The following is a 17,443-nucleotide window of genomic DNA, read 5'->3' on the forward strand; positions in this document are numbered from 1 at the left end:
GCAATTGCACGAAGTTGCACCAGGCGTCTAACGAGTCGGCGCAACACGCGGACACAGGCGTTATACGGGGTTATCCTCGCGGCACGCCCGTGACCCCCCACCGGAGCCGCATAAAATGCGCAACGAGCCCCGAACCGTGTCCGATCCCTTCGAGACGCTGGGCCTCGACCAGGCTCAGACCGCGCTGTACTCGGCGGTGCTGCGGCTGCACAAGGCCAGCCGCACCGACCTCGCCCAGGCCATGGACGGCCCGGTCGAGAAGGTCGGCCGTCAGCTCGACGACCTCGTGAAACTGGGGGTGATCGACGAGCAGTCCGGCCAATACCTGGCCCGGCACCCCGCGGCCGCGCTCGGCAGGGTGATCGCCGAACGCCTCGACCGGCTGGCCGAGGAGAGTCGCATGATCGACTCGGCGCTCGGCTCCATTCGCAGCCTGATCCGCGACTACGACGCCGGACGCGACTATCGCAGCGGCCATTTCACGGTGGAGATGGCCAGCGGCGCGGACGTCCTGTACGAGAGCGTGGTGGGCATCGCCGTGCAGTCTCATTCGCCGCCGATGAAATTACTGACCGCCGTTCCGGACGACCGCACCATGACCGACTTTGCGCGGAAATTTGCGGATCCATGGATTGATGCGCAAAAACGAAACCTTCTCACGGTTCATGCGATCATTCCGGTCTCCAGCCTCGTGCTCCCCGGCGTACGCGACCAGCTGACCGAGCTGACCGAGACGGGCGGCAAGGTACGCACGCTCGACCGGCTGCCGAGCTGGTTCATGACGGCCGGCACCGAGGTCGCGGGCCTGCCCGCCCACTGGGGCGGCAACCTGCCCGACCACGCCTACAACTTCTACCTGATCCGCACGTCCGTCGTGGTGGGCATGCTCAGTTCGCTGTTCGACGAGCTGTGGGCCCGCGCGCTGCCCCTGCCCTGGAGCGGGCGGAGCGAGGGCATGGTCCAGGTGCTGCGGCTGGCCGCGCAGGGCATGTGCGACGACTCGATCGCCCGCCAGCTCGGGGTGTCGGTACGTACCGTACGCGCCAGATTCGCCGAGGCCATGACCGAGTTGGGCGCTCAATCCCGCTTCCACGCGGGCGTGGAGGCCGCCAGCCGCGGATGGCTGAGGTAAAGCCCACCGCTGGGGCCGCTTCGGTCATATGGTGGGAAGGTGCTGGAAGACGTCCCCCGCGATCCGTTCGCGGACGATCCGAACGACCCTTCCTCAGCGATGGGCGCACTCGACGACGCCGAGCCACTGACGGCGGCCGAACGTGACGAGGCCATCACCGACCTCGCCGACGTCGAGGTCTTCCGCTCCCTGCTCGAACCGCAGGGGGTTTTGGGGCTCGTACTCGACTGCCCGGAATGCGGCGAGCAGCACTTCTTCGACTGGGAGCTGCTGCGCGGCAACCTGAAGCAGATGATCGAGAAAGGCCAGCCGCAGGTGCACGAGCCGGCCTTTCACCCTGACCCCGCCGACTACGTCAGCTGGGACTACGCCAGAGGCTATGTCGACGGCGTCATCGACACGGAGGAGCGCCGCTGACCGACGTCTTCGAGCAGCGCGGCCAGCAACCGCGCCGCTGGATCGCCTGAGTCAGGCGTCTGTCCACGACCGAGCGCGTCGAGCAGCGCGTCGGTCTCGTCCTCAGGCGTCAAGCCGACTCCAGCTCGGCCATCTGCCTCAACCTGGCCAGCGCCCGATGCTGGGCGACGCGGACCGCACCCGGTGACATACCGAGTACATTACCGGTCTCCTCGGCCGACAACCCCGACACCACCCGCAGCAGCAGCAACTCGCGCTGATTGTCGGGAAGCCTGGCCAGTAACCGCCTGGCGTGCTCCACCTCGATGTAGCGGACCACCGTCTCCTCAGGCCCCGGCCCGTCGTCGGGCCCGTCGGGCAGATCCTGGGTCGGCACCGCAGAGCGCACCGAGCTCCGCAGCGCGTCGGCCACCTTGTGCGAGGCGATCCCGAACACGAACGACGCGAAAGGCCTCCCCATGTCGCGGTATCGCGGCAGTGCGGACAACACCGCGATGCACACCTCCTGGGCCACGTCATCGGCAATGTGATATTGCCCTGAAACCCGGCCCAGCCTGGCGCGGCAATACCGCACCACCATCGGACGCAACTCACCGAGCAGAGATTCGATCGCACTGCGATCCCCCTGCACGGCGAGGCTCGTCAGTTCCCTAAGGTCGGAGTCATCCGTCCGTGCCGGAAGTCTCGACGCGAGCCTTACCCCAATTTTGGCGTCGGCGACGCTTCCCTCGCTCACGATAGGCATGATGCCCGCACTGATCCTGCCTGTCGTCATAGCGAACGGCTACGGATTGGTCACATTGAAGCGACGATAACTGTCAGTAATCAATTGACCACACTAAGCCTTAATACTGACATAATATTTCATCCCATAACCTGGAATGCACGACATTTGTCATGCCGCCGACGCTTATCGCCCGTGCTCGGTTTACTCCAACTTTCCACCTTTTCCCCCAATTCCCCCCATCCTGCCGCTCCAGCCCGCGAAAGTCCCTCCCCGAACGCGACCCCCGAACCCACCCAACCCCCGCAAACATCGGACCCTTCCGCAAAACCACCCCACCATCAACCCCTGTTGCGACCCGCTCCCTGATCACCACCCACGCCCATCACCCCGGCCACGGCCTGCACCACCACCCCCACTGCGATCCACGCCGGTCACGTCGCGGGTCGCCGGCCTCGTGTCGTTCCTAGCCTTCGTCGCGTTTGTCGGACTCGTCGCGCTCGTCGCGTCCGTCGGGCCCATCGCGCTCGTCACGTTCGCCGTGGTCGGCATGCTCGTCACGTTCGCCAAGGTCGACGCGTCCAGCATGCTCGTAGAGGAGTTCCAGGTAGCCCTGCACCGCCTCCCACAGGTGATGCTCCGGATAGCGGCCCAGCCCCCGGTGTTCGCGGCGCCACTGACGGTCCCAGAACGCCGCATGGACCGATCTCAGGTGGTCCAGGGTCGTCTTCAGCTCGGCCTCCACCTGGGCCGGTGGGCGGCGGACGGCGGTCGTCTGCTCGCGGGCCGACTCGAAGCGGCGCTCAGCCAGCGCCTCCAGCACCCCGGGCTCGATCCCGGCCAGCGACCAGAATCGTACGGGCTCGCGAATGAGATGGTTGGCCACCGGATCAAGGTGGGAACGCCACCAGTACGCGATCCCACCCTTGTCCAGGCGCAGGAAGTCCACCAGCCACGCCGTGCCGGGCGGGTGGGAGCCCCACGACACCTCCTCGGGCGGCAGGTTCAGGACGAAGGCGACCTCGATCGCCTCGATGGGGTCGGCGCCCTCCAGCAGGTCACCGAAGACGTACGCCTCCTTCAGGAACGGCTCGTCCGCCGGCACGCGCCGGGTCTGCTCGCAGGCCTGCGCGAGCATCCGCAACCGCTCCACGGCCCGCTGGTACCGCATCCGCGCCCCCACCCTCCCCGCGTCGAGTCAGGGCTCAGCGTACGTCCTGCGCCCACGCCGCCGGGCGGCTCGGAAACCGTGTCACGGCGGCCCGTAGCCGCCGGACGGATACGCCCCAGAACCGCGTCACAGCCCGCACCCCCGCACGGGGCACCCCCCGCGCCCATACCCCCGGACGGGTACGCCACGGAAGCGCACAACGGCCCCCGGACGCGTACGCCCCCGCGAACGCGTCACAGCCCATACCCCCGGACGCGTACACCCCCGCAAACGCGTCACGGCCCGCACCCCCGGACGGGTGCGGGCCGTGAAACGGTCGGACGTGAGGTCAGTGGCCGTGGCCGTGACCGTGGCCCTGGCCGGCGGCCGGGGCCTCCTCCTCGGGCTTGTCCACCACGAGCGCCTCGGTGGTGAGCAGCATGCCCGCGATCGACGCCGCGTTCTGCACGGCCGAGCGCGTGACCTTGACCGGGTCGATGACACCCTGGTCGAGCAGGTTGCCGTATTCGCCGGTGGCGGCGTTGAAGCCCTCGCCGGCCTTCAGCTCGGCCACCTTGTGCGTCACCACGTAACCCTCGAGACCGGCGTTCTCGGCGATCCAGCGGGCGGGCTCCACCAGGGCGCGGCGCACGACGCCGACACCGGTGGCCTCGTCGCCCGTCAGGCCGAGGTCGTCGAGTTCCTTGGAGACGTGGATGAGCGCGGAGCCACCGCCGGAGACGATGCCCTCCTCGATCGCGGCGCGGGTCGCGGAGATCGCGTCCTCGAGGCGGTGCTTCTTCTCCTTCAGCTCCACCTCGGTGGCGGCGCCGACACGCAGCACGCACACACCGCCGGCGAGCTTGGCCAGGCGCTCCTGCAGCTTCTCGCGGTCCCAGTCGGAGTCGGACTGCTCGATGGCAATCTTGATCTCCTTGACGCGGTCCTCGATGGCCTGCGCGTCACCGGCGCCGTCGACGATGGTCGTGGCGTCCTTGGTGACGACGACGCGGCGGGCCGTGCCGAGCACCTCGAGACCGACGTGCTCCAGCTTGAGGCCGACCTCTTCGCTGACGACCTGGCCGCCGGTGAGGATGGCCATGTCCTGCAGCATCGCCTTGCGGCGGTCACCGAAGCCCGGGGCCTTGACGGCCACGGAGGTGAAGGTGCCGCGGATCTTGTTGGTGACCAGGACGGCCAGGGCCTCGCCCTCGACGTCCTCGGCGACCACGAGCAGCGGCTTCTTGGTCTGGGCGATCTTCTCCAGCAGCGGCAGGAAGTCCGCGATGGAGGCGATCTTGCCCTGGGTGAGCAGGATGTAGGCGTCTTCGAGGACGGCTTCCATCCGCTCGGGGTCGGTCACCATGTAGGCCGACAGGTAGCCCTTGTCGAACTGCATGCCCTCGGTGAACTCGAGCTCCATGCCCATGGCGTTGGACTCTTCGACGGTGAGGACACCGTCCTTGCCCACCTTGTCGAACGCCTCGGCGATCAGCTCGCCGATCTTGGCGTCCTGCGCGGAGATCGTCGCGACATTGGCGATCTCCTTCTTGTCGCCGACCTCACGGGCGCTGGCGAGCAGCTTGTCGCTGATCTCCTTGGCGGCCTTGTCGATGCCGCGCTTGAGCGACAGCGGCGAGGCGCCGGCGGCCACGTTGCGCAGGCCCTCGCGGACCATGGCCTGGGCCAGGACGGTCGCGGTGGTGGTGCCGTCGCCCGCGATGTCGTTGGTCTTGGTGGCCACTTCCTTGGCGAGCTGGGCGCCGAGGTTTTCGTAGCGCTCCTCCAGCTCGATCTCACGAGCGATGGTCACACCGTCGTTCGTGATCGTCGGCGCACCGAACTTCTTGTCGATGACGACGTTGCGGCCACGCGGGCCGAGGGTTACCTTCACGGCGTCCGCGAGGGCGTTCACACCGCGCTCGAGCGCACGGCGGGCGTCCTCGTTGAACTCCAGGATCTTCGCCATAACTGAAAGTCCTCTCCTAGCGTCGAAAGCCCCGGCCGCCCTCAAGAGCGCCCGGGGCTCGACACATCCGGCTACTTCTCGATGATCGCGAGAACATCGCGGGCGGAGAGCACGAGGTACTCCTCGCCGCCGTACTTGACCTCGGTGCCGCCGTACTTGCTGTAGAGGACGATGTCGCCCTCGGAGACGTCGAGCGGAATCCGCTTGTCGCCGTCCTCGTCCCAGTTGCCCGGGCCCACCGCGAGGACCTTGCCCTCCTGCGGCTTCTCCTTGGCGGTGTCAGGGATGACCAGGCCGGAAGCGGTGGTCTGCTCGGCCTCAAGCGGCTGAACCACAATGCGGTCGCCGAGCGGCTTAACGGGAACCTTGGTGGCGGTCGTCACGATCGGACCTCCCCTTCAGATTTGAATGATCAGAAGAGGCGACCAGCGGGGCCTGCCGTCGCGGGTGTCAGACCTGCCTCGTCGCACGTTGGCACTCTCAAGGGGAGAGTGCCAACACGAAACATATGCAAGAGGGGCTTGACAGTCAACACGAACGCGTCTGCTCTGAGCGATCAGGCGTCAAAGCCCGGGCCTCGTCAAGGCCGCTACGTGGACAAATACTCCCATCTCCCCCCGTCTGCGGGACGATCCGGGTACGCCGTGGCGCTAACGTCGGACGACGTGGACCTCGACGCCTTCACCGAGCTGCTGACCCCGCGCGGCCAGGAGGCCCTGGCGCGGGCCGGTGAGCTCGCCGGCGCCGACCCGGTCGCCGCCGCCACCGCGCTGCGCAGGACGTACGACGCCGCCCTCACCTCCGCCGCGCTCACCCAGGCGGGGCTCAGGGAACGGGCGAAGGCCAAGTTCGGCGAGGACGCGGCGGTGATGTATTTCACGCCGCACGGCCTGGAGCAGTCCACCAGGGCTGAGGTCGCCGAGCACCGCGCCCGCCGCCTGCCGGCGATGGCCGGACACACATTCGAAGCGCCGACCGGGCCGGAGCCTGGATCGGCGACCGCACCGGCGGCCGGGAAGGCGCTCCAAGTCGTGGACGCCTGTTGCGGCATCGGCGGTGACCTGCTCGCGCTGGCCCGCGCCGGCTGCGCCGTGACCGCCGTGGACACCGACCCGCTGACCGTCGCCGTGGCCGCGGCCAACGCCCGCGCGCTCGGCGTGGACGACCGGGTGACGGTACGCGTGGGCGACGCGGCGCAGATCAGGCCGGAGGAGTACGACGTGCTGTTCGCCGATCCGGCCAGGCGGACCGGCAGGGGCAGGACGTTCGACCCCATGGCCTACTCCCCGCCGTGGCCCGTGGTGCTCGACCTGATCTCCCGCGCTGGCCTGGCCTGCGTCAAGGTCGCGCCCGGCATCCCGTACGAGTTCATCCCCGAAGGCGCGCAGACGGAGTGGGTCTCGTACAAGGGCGAGGTCAAGGAAGCCACGATCTGGACCGGCCAGGGCGGCGGCCGGCGCGCCACGCTGCTGCCCGGCGGCCACTCCCTCACGGCCGCCGGCGTCACCGCCACCCCCGCGCCGGTCGGCCCCGCCGGCCGGTACGTGTACGAGCCGGACGGCGCCGCCGTCCGCGCCCATCTCGTCGCCGAAGTGGCCGAGCTGGTCGGCGGCAGGCTGCTCGACCCGCTGATCGCCTACATCACCGCGGACGACCCGGTGGACACCCCATGGGCCACCAGATACGAAATAGAGGACATTCTCCCGTTCTCTCTGAAAAAACTCCGCGCGCTTCTCCGCGAGCGACAAATCGGCAATATCACCATCAAAAAGCGGGGCTCCGCGGTCGACATCGAACGCCTCCGCGCCGACCTGCGCCTCAAAGGCGACAACTCGGCCGTCGTCATCTTGACTCGCATTCTCGACAAACCATCGGTTCTTCTCTGCAAGCCCCTCTCACCTGCCTGAACCTCCAAACTCGGTCATCCGCGCGTTAACGGCGATCTTTCACTTCGGCCCTGACGGACCATGATCGAAAGGCTAAGGTTGGCGGGCGGGAGTTCTCCCCCTTAATGCGGTCACCCGCGTTCTCGCTCTTTCAGATGAACCGGACCAACCCCACCGCTGCGCGGCAGACCGTCGGCGAGCGAAGGAGCTTTCGGTGGACCATTCCAACCACACCACCCTGCTTCAGACGGGCGCGCATGACGCCGTACCCAAGAGGATGCGCGACCTGCTCGCGCGTGCCGCCCAGGACCACGTCTACGAGCAGCGCACGCAGGGCGCCGTGCTCGACGAGATCCGCCAGCGGCTCGAAGGCATGGAGTGGCTGCTGCGCGAGGTGCGCGAGCGCGAGCTGGGCGGGCTCAGCGGCACGCTGGAGTCGGTGAGCGGGCGGCTGGACGAGATCTCCGCCAAGCCGCCGATGTGGGCGGAGGGCCTGGCGCAGCACGTCGAGGCCGTACGCGACCACGTGGACGCCGTGGGCGCCAGGGTGGGCGAGGTGGACGCGAGGGTCGGCGACGTGGACGCCCGGGTGGCCCCCGTCTCCGAGTTGCCCAGCCTGTGGGCCGACCTCGGCACCGTGGGCGAGAGCGTGGACGAAGCCCTCGGCAAGCTGCAGTCGGTGCTCGACACCACCGACGGCATCACCAAGGGCATGTCCGACTTCTCCGCCAAGCTGGCCACCCTCAACTCCAGCATGGAGGCCGCGGCCAGCCGCTTCACCCGGCTCGACAAGTCGATGTCCGATCTGACCACCCGTACCGACCGGGTCGAGGTCGCGATGAGCGACCTGTCGGAAAACGTCACCGAGCAACTGCGGAGCACCACCGACCAGCTCACCGGCCAGGTCGAGGCGAGCGAGCAGCGCGTCAGCGCCCGGCTCGACGAGGCCGACCAGCGGCTCACGACCCGGCTGGAGCAGACCGACCAGCGCCTCGCGGTCCGGCTCGACGAGACCGACCAGCGCCTGGCCACGGCGCTCCTGGAGGCCGACGAACGCCTCGTCAGCCGGCTCAAGGAGGCCGACGAGCAGCTCACCGGCCGCCTGACCGGCGTCGAGCAGCGCCTGACCACCAGGCTCGACGAGACCGACCAGCACCTCGCGGTGCAGCTCGGCGAGAGCGAGCAGCGCCTGACGGCCCGCCTCAGCGGCGTGGACGCCCGCCTCGACCGGGCCGAGGGCAGGCTGCAGGGGCTCGACTCCCGGCTCACCGGGTTCGACAGCCGGCTGGAGTCCGCGGACGAGGGCCTGGCCGACATCGACACCAGGCTCGACGGCCTCGACGGCCGGATCGGCGGGGTCGATCAGCGGCTGCTGTCCATGGACGGCCGGCTCGGCGCGGTGGACAAGCGGCTGGGCACCCTGGACGGCCACCTGGGCCGCCACGACGACCGCTTCGACGCGCTCGACGTACGCGTGGACGCCCGCTTCGCCTCGCTCGACGAGCGCATGGCCACCACCGACCAGCACGTCAGCGAGACCGCCACCCGCAACGAGGGCCGCTTCAACAAGCTCGACAACCAGATCGACGCCATCGACGAGCGGCTCGGCGAGGCCGAGGAGCACATGAGCAGCCGCTTCGACGCCGTCGACGGTCACTTCGGCGGGCTCGACACCCGCTTCAACGGCCTCGACACCCACCTCAACGGTTTGGCCACCCGCGCCGAGCAGGCGGGCGCGCACCTGGAGTCGGTGGACGACCGCATCGAGGCCGTCAACCAGCGCATGACCCAGCTCCCCGCCACCCTGGCCATCCCCGAGCAGGTCGGCGAGCTGATCCAGACCCACTCGGGCGAGCAGGCCGAGCGGCTCGCCGCCGCGACCGAGACGCTCACCGAGCTGGTACGGTCCCGCCCCGACCACGACGAGCTGGCCGGCACGGTGTCCGGCATCGTCAACCCCGCGACAGAAGACCTCAACAAGCGGCTGGGCGCGCTGGAGGAGACCATGCTGGCCCTGGCCGAAGCTCTCCTGCGCCCGACCCGCCCCAAGGACTGAGCCGCCCAAGGGCCGCTCGGCCCAAGGGCCGCTCGGCCCAAGCACTGCGCGGCCCAAGGCCCGCGCGCCCCGCCCTCGCCGCACCGGCGAGGGCAGTCGGGTCAGAGGGCGGTCAGGTCGGACGTGCACGGTCGTGATCGCTGGTCAGACGTGCACGGTCGTGAGCGTGGCTCAGACGTGAACGGTCGTGATCGGCAGCGACGAGTCGGCCGGGATCTCCAGCGTCGACGGCGTGACCCCGGCCGCCACCAGGTCGGACCCGAGCGCCGCGACCATGGCGCCGTTGTCGGTGCACAGCCCGGGACGAGGCACCCGCAGCCGTACGCCGGCCGCCTCGCACCGCTCCTGGGCCAGCGCCCGCAGCCGCGAGTTGGCCGCCACCCCGCCCCCGATCAGCAGATCGTGCACGTCGTATTTCCGGCACGCCTGCAACGCCTTACGGGTCAGCACGTCCACCACGGCCTCCTGGAACGAGGCGGCCACGTCGGGCACGTGCACGGACTGCCCGGACGCCTCGCGGGCCTCGACCCACCGGGCGACGGCCGTCTTGAGCCCGGAGAAGGAGAAGTCGAGCGTGCCGTCGTCGATCTTGCCGCGCGGGAAGGCGATGGCCGCCCCCGACCCGTCGCGGGCGGCCCTGTCGATGTGCGGGCCGCCGGGGAAGGGCAGCCCCAGCACCCGCGCGACCTTGTCGAACGCCTCGCCGGCCGCGTCGTCCACGGTGGAGCCGAGCGAGATCACGTCGTCGGCGACGTCGGGCACGAGCAGCAGCGACGAGTGACCGCCGGAGACCAGCATGGCGATGCACGGCTTGGGCAGCGGCCCATGCTCCAACTGGTCGACCGCGACGTGGGCGGCCAGGTGGTTGACGCCGTAGAGGGGCACGCCGAGGCCGAGCGCGTAGGACTTGGCCGCGGCCACGCCGACCAGCAGCGCCCCGGCGAGGCCTGGCCCGGCGGTCACGGCGATGGCGTCGATGTCGGAGAACTTCAGCCCGGCCTCGGCCAGCGCGGCCTCCACCGTGGGCGTCATGGCCTCCAGGTGGGCGCGCGAGGCGACCTCGGGCACCACCCCGCCGAACCTGGCGTGCTCGTCCATGCTGGAGGCGATCGTGTTGGCCAGCAGCGTGTGGCCTCGCACGATGCCGATGCCGGTCTCGTCGCAGGACGTCTCGATGCCCAGGACCAGGGGTGCGTCAGTCACCAAGCTTCCTTCTCATCATGATCGCGTCGGTGCCGTCGTCGTAGTAGCGGCGGCGGGTGCCGATCTCCTCGAACCCGAAATGCCGGTAGACGGCCTGCGCGTGGGGATTGTCGGCGCGTACTTCCAGGAAGATCTCGCGTGCGCCGCGGCGGGTCGCCTCGGCCAGCAGCTCGGTCAGCATCGCGCTGCCGAGGCCGGTGCCCTGGTGCTTCTCCAGCACGGCGATGGTCTGCACGTCGGCCTGGTCGGCCGCGGCGGCCAGGCCCGCGTAGGCCACGATCTCGTCGTTCACGGTGACAACCACGTAGTGGCGGGTGCGGGGCATGTCGGCCAGCTCGCCGCGCATCATTCCCTCGCTCCAAGCGTCGAGCGGGAACGTGGCGCGTTCGATCGCCATCACGGCCGGGAGGTCGGCCACGGTCATCGGTCTGAGTTTCACGCCGTCACCTTCTTGGGCGCGCCGGGCACGACGGCGTCGGGTCTGCGCAGGTAGATCGGTCGCGGGGGGTCGAGCGGCACGCCCTCGCCGAGCCGGAGCGCGGCCAGAGCGGCCAGGGCGCCGGCGTAGGGGTAGGGCGGCGCGTCGCCGCCGTCGCCGAGCAGGTCGGGGTAGAGCCCGGCGCCCGCGCCGACGACCGGCAGGCCCTGGACGGGCACGTCGGCGGGCCGGTCGACGAAGGGGCCCTCGGCGCGGGTGCGGCAGTCGGTGTAACGCGCCCAGAACACCTCTTTGCGCCGCGCGTCGGTGGCCACCAGGAAGGGCTCACCGAGCCCGGAGGCGTACGCGACGGCGTCGAGCGTGCAGATCCCGTACGCGGGCACGCCCAGCGTGGTCGACAGGCCCTGGGCGGTCATCAGCCCCACCCGGAGCCCGGTGTAGGGGCCCGGCCCGCTGCCGGCCACGACGGCGCTCACGTCGCGCAGCCGCGCGCCCGCCTCGCTCAGCACGGACTCGATGGTGGGCACGAGCAACTCGCCGTGGCGCCGGGCGTCGATCGTGGTCGACTCGGCGAGCACGCGCTCCCCGTCGTGGAGCGCGGCGGTGACGGCGGGGGTTGCGGTATCAAAGGCCAGGACCAGCACGACTGTTTAGCCTACCCGCCGCCGGGGTCGTGCCTGGCCGGTACGCGGTTTCACGCCTGTCCGGCGCTCAGACCTGGGAGGCGTACACGATGATGTTGTCGAGATATTCGCCCGTGGCGTAGTCGAACTTGCCGCCGCAGGTGACCAGCTTCAGCCCGTCCTCCAGGTAGACCCGTTCGCTGGGGAAGCTGTCCTTGTGCACCTGCTCGATCGAGTCCACCTTGTACGACACGACCTTGCCGTCGCTGCGTTCGACCTTGACGGTCTGGCCCTTGCGTAACTGCCTGAGCTTGTAGAAGACGGCGGGCGCGGTCTTGGTGTCGACGTGGCCGATGATCACCGAGGGGCCCTTCTCGCCGGGCACCGCGCTGCCGGTGTACCAGCCGGCCACCTTCGGCTTCTCGTACGGCGGCAGCTCGACCTCGCCGTTCTTCTGCAGGCCGAGCTTCATCAGCTGGGCCTCGACCTCGATCGAGGGAATGTCGATGCTCTTGGGTACGACGACGGCGGCGGACTTGGTCGTGCCGGTCTCCATGTTCTTGCCGAACATGACCAGCACCAGGCCCGTGACGGCGCCCGCGAGCACCACCCGTCCTGCTCGGGCCATGGGTCAGGCCCGGTTGCGCCGCTTGACCGCGAAGCCGATGCCTCCGGCCAGGGCCAGGGCGATCAGCGCGCCGGCCGGGCCGAGCGGGATGGAGGACTCTTCCGAGGCGTCCTGGGCGTACGTGCCGCCGCCGCCGGCCCGTGGGGCCCTGGTGGGCACCGTACGGGTCGGCTCGGGCTCGGACTCGGCCGCGGCCACCCTGAGCGTGGCCCTGCCGATGTCGTTGGTGCCGTCGCACTTGACGTCCACGCGGTAGCTGCCGCGCCGGATCGTTCCCGAGACCTGCGCCTCGCCGCGCACCCACGGGGAGCCGGCGGTCGTGCCGGTCGGGGTGGGGCTGGCCGAGGCCGCCGGGACGGGGTTGAGCGTGACGCCGTTGACGAACGCCCTGGAGGTGGCCGTGCCGGTGTGGGCGGGGCCGCCGGTCGGGACCGGGCAGTTGGCCAGGATCCACACCCTGGACGTCTCGCCGGCGGTGACGCGGTCGGGGTTGAGCTGGACGTTGATGGTCGGCCTGGTGGTGGTCGTCCGCGGGGTGGCGGTCGCGGTGGTCGTGGGTGAGACGGTGGTGGTGGCCGTGCCGCTGGGCGTGGCGCTCGGTGTGGCTGTTGGATCGGAATCGGCCGAGGCCGTGCAGCCGGTCAGACCGACCACGACAATGGCTCCCGCGTACGCGACACGCCTGACCCTGAGCACCGGCCGCACCCCACTTTGCCGTCTTACAACCCAGCATCCACCAAAATTGTGGATGTCGCCCCTCCTGATACCCAGAAATTCTGGGCGAATCCCTGACCAACGATCATGATTTAAATCATCGGCCCGGTACGTCAAGGGTGCCAGCCATACCGGGCTTTGACCGTCGTTTTACTCTTCTGGCGGATCAGACGGCGTGTCGCTCCACCGGGAGCCCACGCCGCGCAGGGTCACAATGCGGGCCTCGTCGCCCGCCTCGCGGTCGATGTGGATCTCCAGCCGGTCCTCGGCCAGCCCTTCGACCAGGCCCTCGCCCCACTCGACCACGGTGACCGAGTCTTCCAGCGAGGCGTCCAGGTCGAGATCGTCGACCTCCAGGTCACCGCCGAGCCGGTAGGCGTCCACGTGGACGAGCGGCGGGCCCTGGCGCAGCGAGGGATGCACCCTGGCGATCACGAACGTGGGCGAGGTGATCGGGCCGCGTACTTTCAGCCCTTCCGCGATGCCCTGCACGAGCGTGGTCTTGCCGGCGCCGAGCGGGCCGGACAGGACGAGCAGGTCTCCCGGGCGCAGCCTGGCGGCCAGACGGGCGCCGTAGGCACGCATGTCTTCCGGTGTGGCCAGTCGTGTCACCGCTCTCCCCCCTTCGTACCAGGCGTGACCAGGCGCGTCACAGCCCTGCCCCCTTCTCGTCGGATGCGCTCCGGCACGTCACAGCTCCACCCGCTTCAGCAGGTCGCGCAGCGCGTCGTTGACGACGCCCGGCCGTTCCAGCTGGATCAGGTGCGAGGTGTCGGGCACCTCGGTGAGCTGGGCCTTGGGCAGCGCGGCCGCCATGGCCTTGCTGTGGTCGGGCGGCGTCAGCCAGTCGCGGTCGCCGACCAGGATCGCCGTGGGCACCGGATCGAGCACGTCGAGGGCGGAGAGCTTGTCGTGGTTCATCAGCGCCGGGTAGAAGTCGGCGACCACCTCGGTCGGGGTCGCCCTGATCATCGACTCGGCGAAGTCGACCACGGTCGGGCTGACGTTCTTGGAGTCGCCGAAGCCGACGAACCGGGTGATCAGGAACGCGATGTCGCTGCCCGCGTGACGGGCCCTGTCGGCCAGGGCGCCCCGCTTGCCCAGCATCGACACGGTGGTGGGAGCCACCTTGTGCACGACCTTGGACAGGATCGCGGGCAGGCCCAGCGTGAGCTCGGCGAGTTTGCCGGCCGAGGTCGAGATGAGCGACACCGCGCGGATCTTGTCGCCGAACAGGCCGGGGCGGCGGTCGGCCAGCGCCATGATCGTCATGCCGCCCATGGAGTGGCCGACCAGCACGCACGGGCCGGGCACGAACTGCTCGATCACCTCGGCGAGGTCCTCGCCCAGGCGGTCGATCGTGCTGTCGTCGGCGCCGGCCCGCTGGGAGCGCCCGTGGGAGCGCTGGTCCCACAGCACGATCCGGTAGTTTTCCCGCAGGTCCTTGCGCTGGTAGTGCCAGGATTCGAGGTTGAGGCAGTAGCCGTGGCAGAACACGACCGTCAGCGGCGCATCGTCGGGACCGTCGATCACGATGTGCAGCGCCTTGCCGTCGGAGGTGATGAGGGTGCGCTCCCTGCCGCGCAGCTCGCCGAACGGCTCGCTCGCCTCGGTGTCGGGGCGCAGCCTGATGCGGCCGACCGCGTAACGCTTGGCCAGCGCCGCCGCCGCGACACCGGCGGATGCCGCACCGACGAGCGCGCCGGCGATTCCCACCCTGCGCCGTGTTGTCGTCGTCGTCATGTCCCCGATCCTTCTCCGCTCATGGCAGCCGCGATGTGCCCGCCGTCACCCTCGATAGACCCTGGGCACCCGCGCACCGATCCTGGTCACGATCTCATGCGTGATCGTGCCGAGGGAATCCGCCCACTCCTGAGCGGTCGGCTCGCCGTCGTCGCCCGGCCCGAACAGCACGACCTCGTCACCTGCCGCCAACGGGTCGTCGCCCATATCGATCATGAACTGGTCCATGCACACCCGGCCGGCGATCAGCCTGCGGCGCCCGCCCGCCAGCACCTCGGCCCGCCCCGTCGCGTGCCGGAGTATCCCGTCGGCGTACCCGAGCGGGACGAGGCCGAGCGTGGTCTCGCGGTCGGTGGTGTAGAGGTGACCGTAGGAGACGCCGGAGTCTTCAGTGACCCGCTTGGCCAGCCCGACCCTGGCCACGAGCGTCATCGCCTGCCTGAGGCCGAAGTCGCCCAGCTCGGGGACGGGGCTCAGGCCGTACATCGCGATGCCGCTCCTGACCATGTCGTAGCGGGCCTCGGGCAGCGTCATCGTGGCGGCCGAGTTGGCGATGTGCCTGATCACGTGGGAGCCGCCGGCGCCGGCCTGCTCGGCCAGCTTCAGCGCCGTCTCGAACGCCTCCAGCTGCCTGGCGATCGACGGATGCCCGGGGATGTCGGCGCAGGCGAAGTGGGACCAGAGGCCGGCGATCTCGACGACGCCCTCGGCGCGCAGCTCCAGCGCCCTGGCCAGCAGCGCCGGCCAGGCGGCCAGCGGCGAGCCTCCCCTGCTCATGCCGGTGTCGGCCTCCAGGTGCAGCGTCGCGGTGCGGCCCGTGCGGCGGGCGGCGGCGGCGATCTCGTCGAGCAGCCGCACGTCGGAGGCCGACAGCTCGACGTCGTGGGTCAGCGCCTCGTCGAGCGGCTCGTCCGGGGTGATCAGCCAGGACAGCACCGGCGCGGTCACACCGGCCTCGCGCAGCGCGAGCGCCTCCGTGATGAACGCGGTGCCGAGCCGGCTCACCCCGGCGCGCAGCACGGCCTCGGAGACCGGCACCAGGCCGTGCCCGTAGGAGTCGGCCTTGACCGCGGCCATGAGCTCGGCGCCGCCGGCGGCTTCCTTGATCAGGGTCACGTTGTGCCTGATGGCGGCCAGGTCGACCCGTGCCTCGGCGGGCGTGGCGGGCGGAGAGTACATCCTTCTAGTGTGGCAGCTCGCGCACGTGCTCGGGCGCCGTTCTCACCGCCGGCCTCTTCGAGACGGCGCTGGTCACGGCCCTCAGTCCTGTCACGAGGGCGCGCTGGTCGCAGCCCTCGGGCCCGTCACGAGACCGCGCCGGTCACGGCGCGGATCGCCGCGGGAACCGCCGTGGCCACGTCGGCCGCCGCCAGGGGCGCGCCGTCGGCGGCCAGCCGGCCGGCCACGCCGTGCAGGAACGCGCCGCACGAGGCGGCGTCGTAGCAGCTCAGCCCCTGGGCGAGCAGCGCGCCTGAGATGCCGGCCAGCACGTCGCCGGTGCCGCCGGTGGCCAGCCAGGAGGTGCCGGTGACGTTGACCCGTACCGGCCGCGCGTCCTCGGCCACCACCGTGGTCGAGCCCTTGAGCAGCACGGTCACGCCCAGCTCGGCCGCCGCCCGGCGGACGTGCGCGAGCCTGGCCGCCTCGATGTCGTCGCGCTCGGCCCTGATCAGCCTGGCCAGCTCACCCGCGTGCGGCGTGAGCAGCACGGGCGCGTCACGGCGCAGCAGGCCGGGGTCGCGCGCCACCAGCGTCAGGGCGTCGGCGTCGACGAGTACGGGCACGCCGGAGCCGAGCACCCTGGCCGCCAGCTCGTGCGCCCAGTCGTCGGTGCCGAGCCCGGGGCCGAGCACCCAGGCCTGCACCCGCCCGACATGATCGATGGTGGGCTCGTCCAGGGGCGTCACCACGGCCTCAGGCCAGTGGGCGCGCACCTGGGCGACAGGCCCTTCGCGGCCGGCGTAACGCACCATGCCGGCGCCCGCCCGCAGCGCGCCCCCCACCGCCAGCACGGCGGCGCCGGTGAACTGGTCGCTGCCCGCCGCCACCCCCAGCACTCCCCTGCGGTATTTGTCCGACTCAGCGCCCGGCCTGGGCATGAGGGCGTCCACGTCACCGCCGCTCAGCGCGGCGACGTCGGGATCGGGCACGTGGTCGCCCAGCCCGATGTCCACCAGCCGGACGTCTCCCGCGAAGGAGGCGCCAGGATCGACCAGCAGCCCCGTCTTGTACGCCCCCATGGTCACGGTCACCTTGGCCCTGACCGCCGCGCCCGCCACCTGCCCGGTGCTCGCGTCCACCCCGCTGGGCACGTCGACGGCCACGACCGGCCCAGGGGCCGCGTTCGCCGCCTCGGCCAGGCGCGCGTACGGCTCACGCAGCGCCCCTGAGGCGCCGATCCCCACGAGTCCGTCGATGATCAGGCCGGCCCGCCCGAGCTCATGCGCCTCGACGACCCGCCCGCCCGCGTCGAGCAGCGCCCGCAGCCCCGCCTCGTGCGTCTTGGACCCGGCCAGCACGGCGCCCACCCACGCGCCCCGCCTGGCCAGCCGCTCGCCCGCGTAGAGCGCGTCACCGCCGTTGTCACCGCTGCCGACGAGCAGCACGACCCGTCTCCCGTAGACCCGCCCGAGCAGGTCGGCACAGACGGCGGCGAGCCCGGTGGCCGCCCGTTGCATGAGCGTCCCCTCGGGCAACAGCGCCATGAGCGCGTGCTCAGCGCCTCGGATCTGATCAGCGGTATAGGCGGTCTTCATGTT

At 70.4% G+C, this 17,443-nt stretch carries 17 protein-coding genes; 4 read left to right on the plus strand and 13 right to left on the minus strand.

The genetic code is table 11. The annotated features are described in order from the left end of the window. The first annotated feature begins 136 nt into the window (after positions 1 to 136). Complete coding sequence (locus tag AB0C27_RS53260) at positions 137 to 1,132, plus strand: helix-turn-helix transcriptional regulator (RefSeq protein WP_357862487.1); 996 nt, start codon at positions 137 to 139, stop codon at positions 1,130 to 1,132. 39 nt (positions 1,133 to 1,171) lie between these two features. Further along, positions 1,172 to 1,549 (plus strand): DUF5319 domain-containing protein, encoded by a 378-nt coding sequence (locus tag AB0C27_RS53265; protein ID WP_080043188.1) that lies wholly within the window; start codon positions 1,172 to 1,174, stop codon positions 1,547 to 1,549. A 109-nt stretch (positions 1,550 to 1,658) separates the two neighbouring features. On the opposite strand, the gene AB0C27_RS53270 is transcribed toward AB0C27_RS53265, so the two are convergent. The 4 genes from AB0C27_RS53270 to groES form a co-directional block, all read right to left on the minus strand. Continuing rightward, positions 1,659 to 2,294: a sigma-70 family RNA polymerase sigma factor gene (locus AB0C27_RS53270; protein WP_090930520.1), complete on the minus strand. Its 636-nt coding sequence runs from the start codon at positions 2,292 to 2,294 to the stop codon at positions 1,659 to 1,661. A 445-nt stretch (positions 2,295 to 2,739) separates the two neighbouring features. Beyond that, complete coding sequence (locus AB0C27_RS53275; RefSeq protein ID WP_357862489.1) at positions 2,740 to 3,444, minus strand: hypothetical protein; 705 nt, start codon at positions 3,442 to 3,444, stop codon at positions 2,740 to 2,742. Between the two features lie 328 nt (positions 3,445 to 3,772). After that, positions 3,773 to 5,392: a chaperonin GroEL gene (gene groL, locus AB0C27_RS53280; RefSeq protein ID WP_357862491.1), complete on the minus strand. Its 1,620-nt coding sequence runs from the start codon at positions 5,390 to 5,392 to the stop codon at positions 3,773 to 3,775. 71 nt (positions 5,393 to 5,463) lie between these two features. Beyond that, complete coding sequence (gene groES, locus AB0C27_RS53285; protein ID WP_197093639.1) at positions 5,464 to 5,778, minus strand: co-chaperone GroES; 315 nt, start codon at positions 5,776 to 5,778, stop codon at positions 5,464 to 5,466. 279 nt (positions 5,779 to 6,057) lie between these two features. Here groES and AB0C27_RS53290 point away from each other — a divergent pair, with 279 nt between their 5' ends. Together AB0C27_RS53290 and AB0C27_RS53295 are read left to right on the plus strand one after the other, a co-directional pair. Continuing rightward, complete coding sequence (locus AB0C27_RS53290) at positions 6,058 to 7,299, plus strand: class I SAM-dependent methyltransferase (RefSeq protein WP_357862493.1); 1,242 nt, start codon at positions 6,058 to 6,060, stop codon at positions 7,297 to 7,299. A gap of 193 nt (positions 7,300 to 7,492) precedes the next feature. Beyond that, the gene (locus AB0C27_RS53295; RefSeq protein WP_357862495.1) at positions 7,493 to 9,334 is read left to right on the plus strand and encodes a hypothetical protein; all 1,842 of its coding nucleotides are present in this window, start codon (positions 7,493 to 7,495) and stop codon (positions 9,332 to 9,334) included. 171 nt (positions 9,335 to 9,505) lie between these two features. Here the strand turns inward: AB0C27_RS53295 and tsaD are convergent, their stop codons facing one another. From tsaD to AB0C27_RS53340, 9 genes are all read right to left on the minus strand, one after another. After that, positions 9,506 to 10,537, minus strand: a complete 1,032-nt coding sequence (gene tsaD, locus AB0C27_RS53300) for a tRNA (adenosine(37)-N6)-threonylcarbamoyltransferase complex transferase subunit TsaD (protein ID WP_357862497.1) — start codon at positions 10,535 to 10,537, stop codon at positions 9,506 to 9,508. Next, entirely contained in the window at positions 10,530 to 10,961 is a 432-nt protein-coding gene (rimI, locus tag AB0C27_RS53305; RefSeq protein ID WP_357862560.1) for a ribosomal protein S18-alanine N-acetyltransferase, read from the minus strand. The genes tsaD and rimI overlap by 8 nt, the downstream gene beginning before the upstream one ends. A gap of 11 nt (positions 10,962 to 10,972) precedes the next feature. Then, positions 10,973 to 11,620: a tRNA (adenosine(37)-N6)-threonylcarbamoyltransferase complex dimerization subunit type 1 TsaB gene (tsaB, locus tag AB0C27_RS53310; protein WP_357862499.1), complete on the minus strand. Its 648-nt coding sequence runs from the start codon at positions 11,618 to 11,620 to the stop codon at positions 10,973 to 10,975. Between the two features lie 67 nt (positions 11,621 to 11,687). Beyond that, on the minus strand, positions 11,688 to 12,227 hold the full coding sequence (locus tag AB0C27_RS53315; RefSeq protein ID WP_357862501.1) for a class F sortase: 540 nt from the start codon (positions 12,225 to 12,227) through the stop codon (positions 11,688 to 11,690). Between the two features lie 3 nt (positions 12,228 to 12,230). Continuing rightward, positions 12,231 to 12,923 carry a hypothetical protein gene (locus AB0C27_RS53320; RefSeq protein ID WP_346110087.1) on the minus strand — a complete coding sequence of 231 codons (693 nt, stop codon included), beginning with the start codon at positions 12,921 to 12,923 and terminating at the stop codon, positions 12,231 to 12,233. Between the two features lie 168 nt (positions 12,924 to 13,091). After that, entirely contained in the window at positions 13,092 to 13,553 is a 462-nt protein-coding gene (gene tsaE, locus AB0C27_RS53325) for a tRNA (adenosine(37)-N6)-threonylcarbamoyltransferase complex ATPase subunit type 1 TsaE (protein ID WP_357862503.1), read from the minus strand. Positions 13,554 to 13,631: 78 nt separating this feature from the next. After that, complete coding sequence (locus AB0C27_RS53330; protein ID WP_357862505.1) at positions 13,632 to 14,684, minus strand: alpha/beta hydrolase; 1,053 nt, start codon at positions 14,682 to 14,684, stop codon at positions 13,632 to 13,634. A gap of 45 nt (positions 14,685 to 14,729) precedes the next feature. Continuing rightward, positions 14,730 to 15,863, minus strand: coding sequence for an alanine racemase (gene alr, locus AB0C27_RS53335; RefSeq protein WP_357862507.1), 1,134 nt, complete (start codon positions 15,861 to 15,863; stop codon positions 14,730 to 14,732). Positions 15,864 to 15,988: 125 nt separating this feature from the next. Next, on the minus strand, positions 15,989 to 17,440 hold the full coding sequence (locus tag AB0C27_RS53340; RefSeq protein WP_357862509.1) for an NAD(P)H-hydrate dehydratase: 1,452 nt from the start codon (positions 17,438 to 17,440) through the stop codon (positions 15,989 to 15,991). Between the last annotated feature and the right edge of the window lie 3 nt (positions 17,441 to 17,443).

Origin of the sequence: Nonomuraea sp. NPDC048882 (assembly GCF_040649755.1) — a bacterium.
GTDB lineage: Bacteria > Actinomycetota > Actinomycetes > Streptosporangiales > Streptosporangiaceae > Nonomuraea > Nonomuraea maheshkhaliensis.

What these genes read in the sequence shown, in the direction of transcription:
- AB0C27_RS53270 (WP_090930520.1), bottom strand. Translation starts at nt 2,294, where the DNA reads ATGCCTATCGTGAGCGAGGGAAGCGTCGCCGACGCCAAAATTGGGGTA.
- AB0C27_RS53275 (WP_357862489.1), bottom strand. Translation starts at nt 3,444, where the DNA reads ATGCGGTACCAGCGGGCCGTGGAGCGGTTGCGGATGCTCGCGCAGGCC.
- groL (WP_357862491.1), bottom strand. Translation starts at nt 5,392, where the DNA reads ATGGCGAAGATCCTGGAGTTCAACGAGGACGCCCGCCGTGCGCTCGAG.
- rimI (WP_357862560.1), bottom strand. Translation starts at nt 10,961, where the DNA reads ATGACCGTGGCCGACCTCCCGGCCGTGATGGCGATCGAACGCGCCACG.
- AB0C27_RS53315 (WP_357862501.1), bottom strand. Translation starts at nt 12,227, where the DNA reads ATGGCCCGAGCAGGACGGGTGGTGCTCGCGGGCGCCGTCACGGGCCTG.
- AB0C27_RS53330 (WP_357862505.1), bottom strand. Translation starts at nt 14,684, where the DNA reads ATGACGACGACGACAACACGGCGCAGGGTGGGAATCGCCGGCGCGCTC.
- alr (WP_357862507.1), bottom strand. Translation starts at nt 15,863, where the DNA reads ATGTACTCTCCGCCCGCCACGCCCGCCGAGGCACGGGTCGACCTGGCC.
- AB0C27_RS53340 (WP_357862509.1), bottom strand. Translation starts at nt 17,440, where the DNA reads ATGAAGACCGCCTATACCGCTGATCAGATCCGAGGCGCTGAGCACGCG.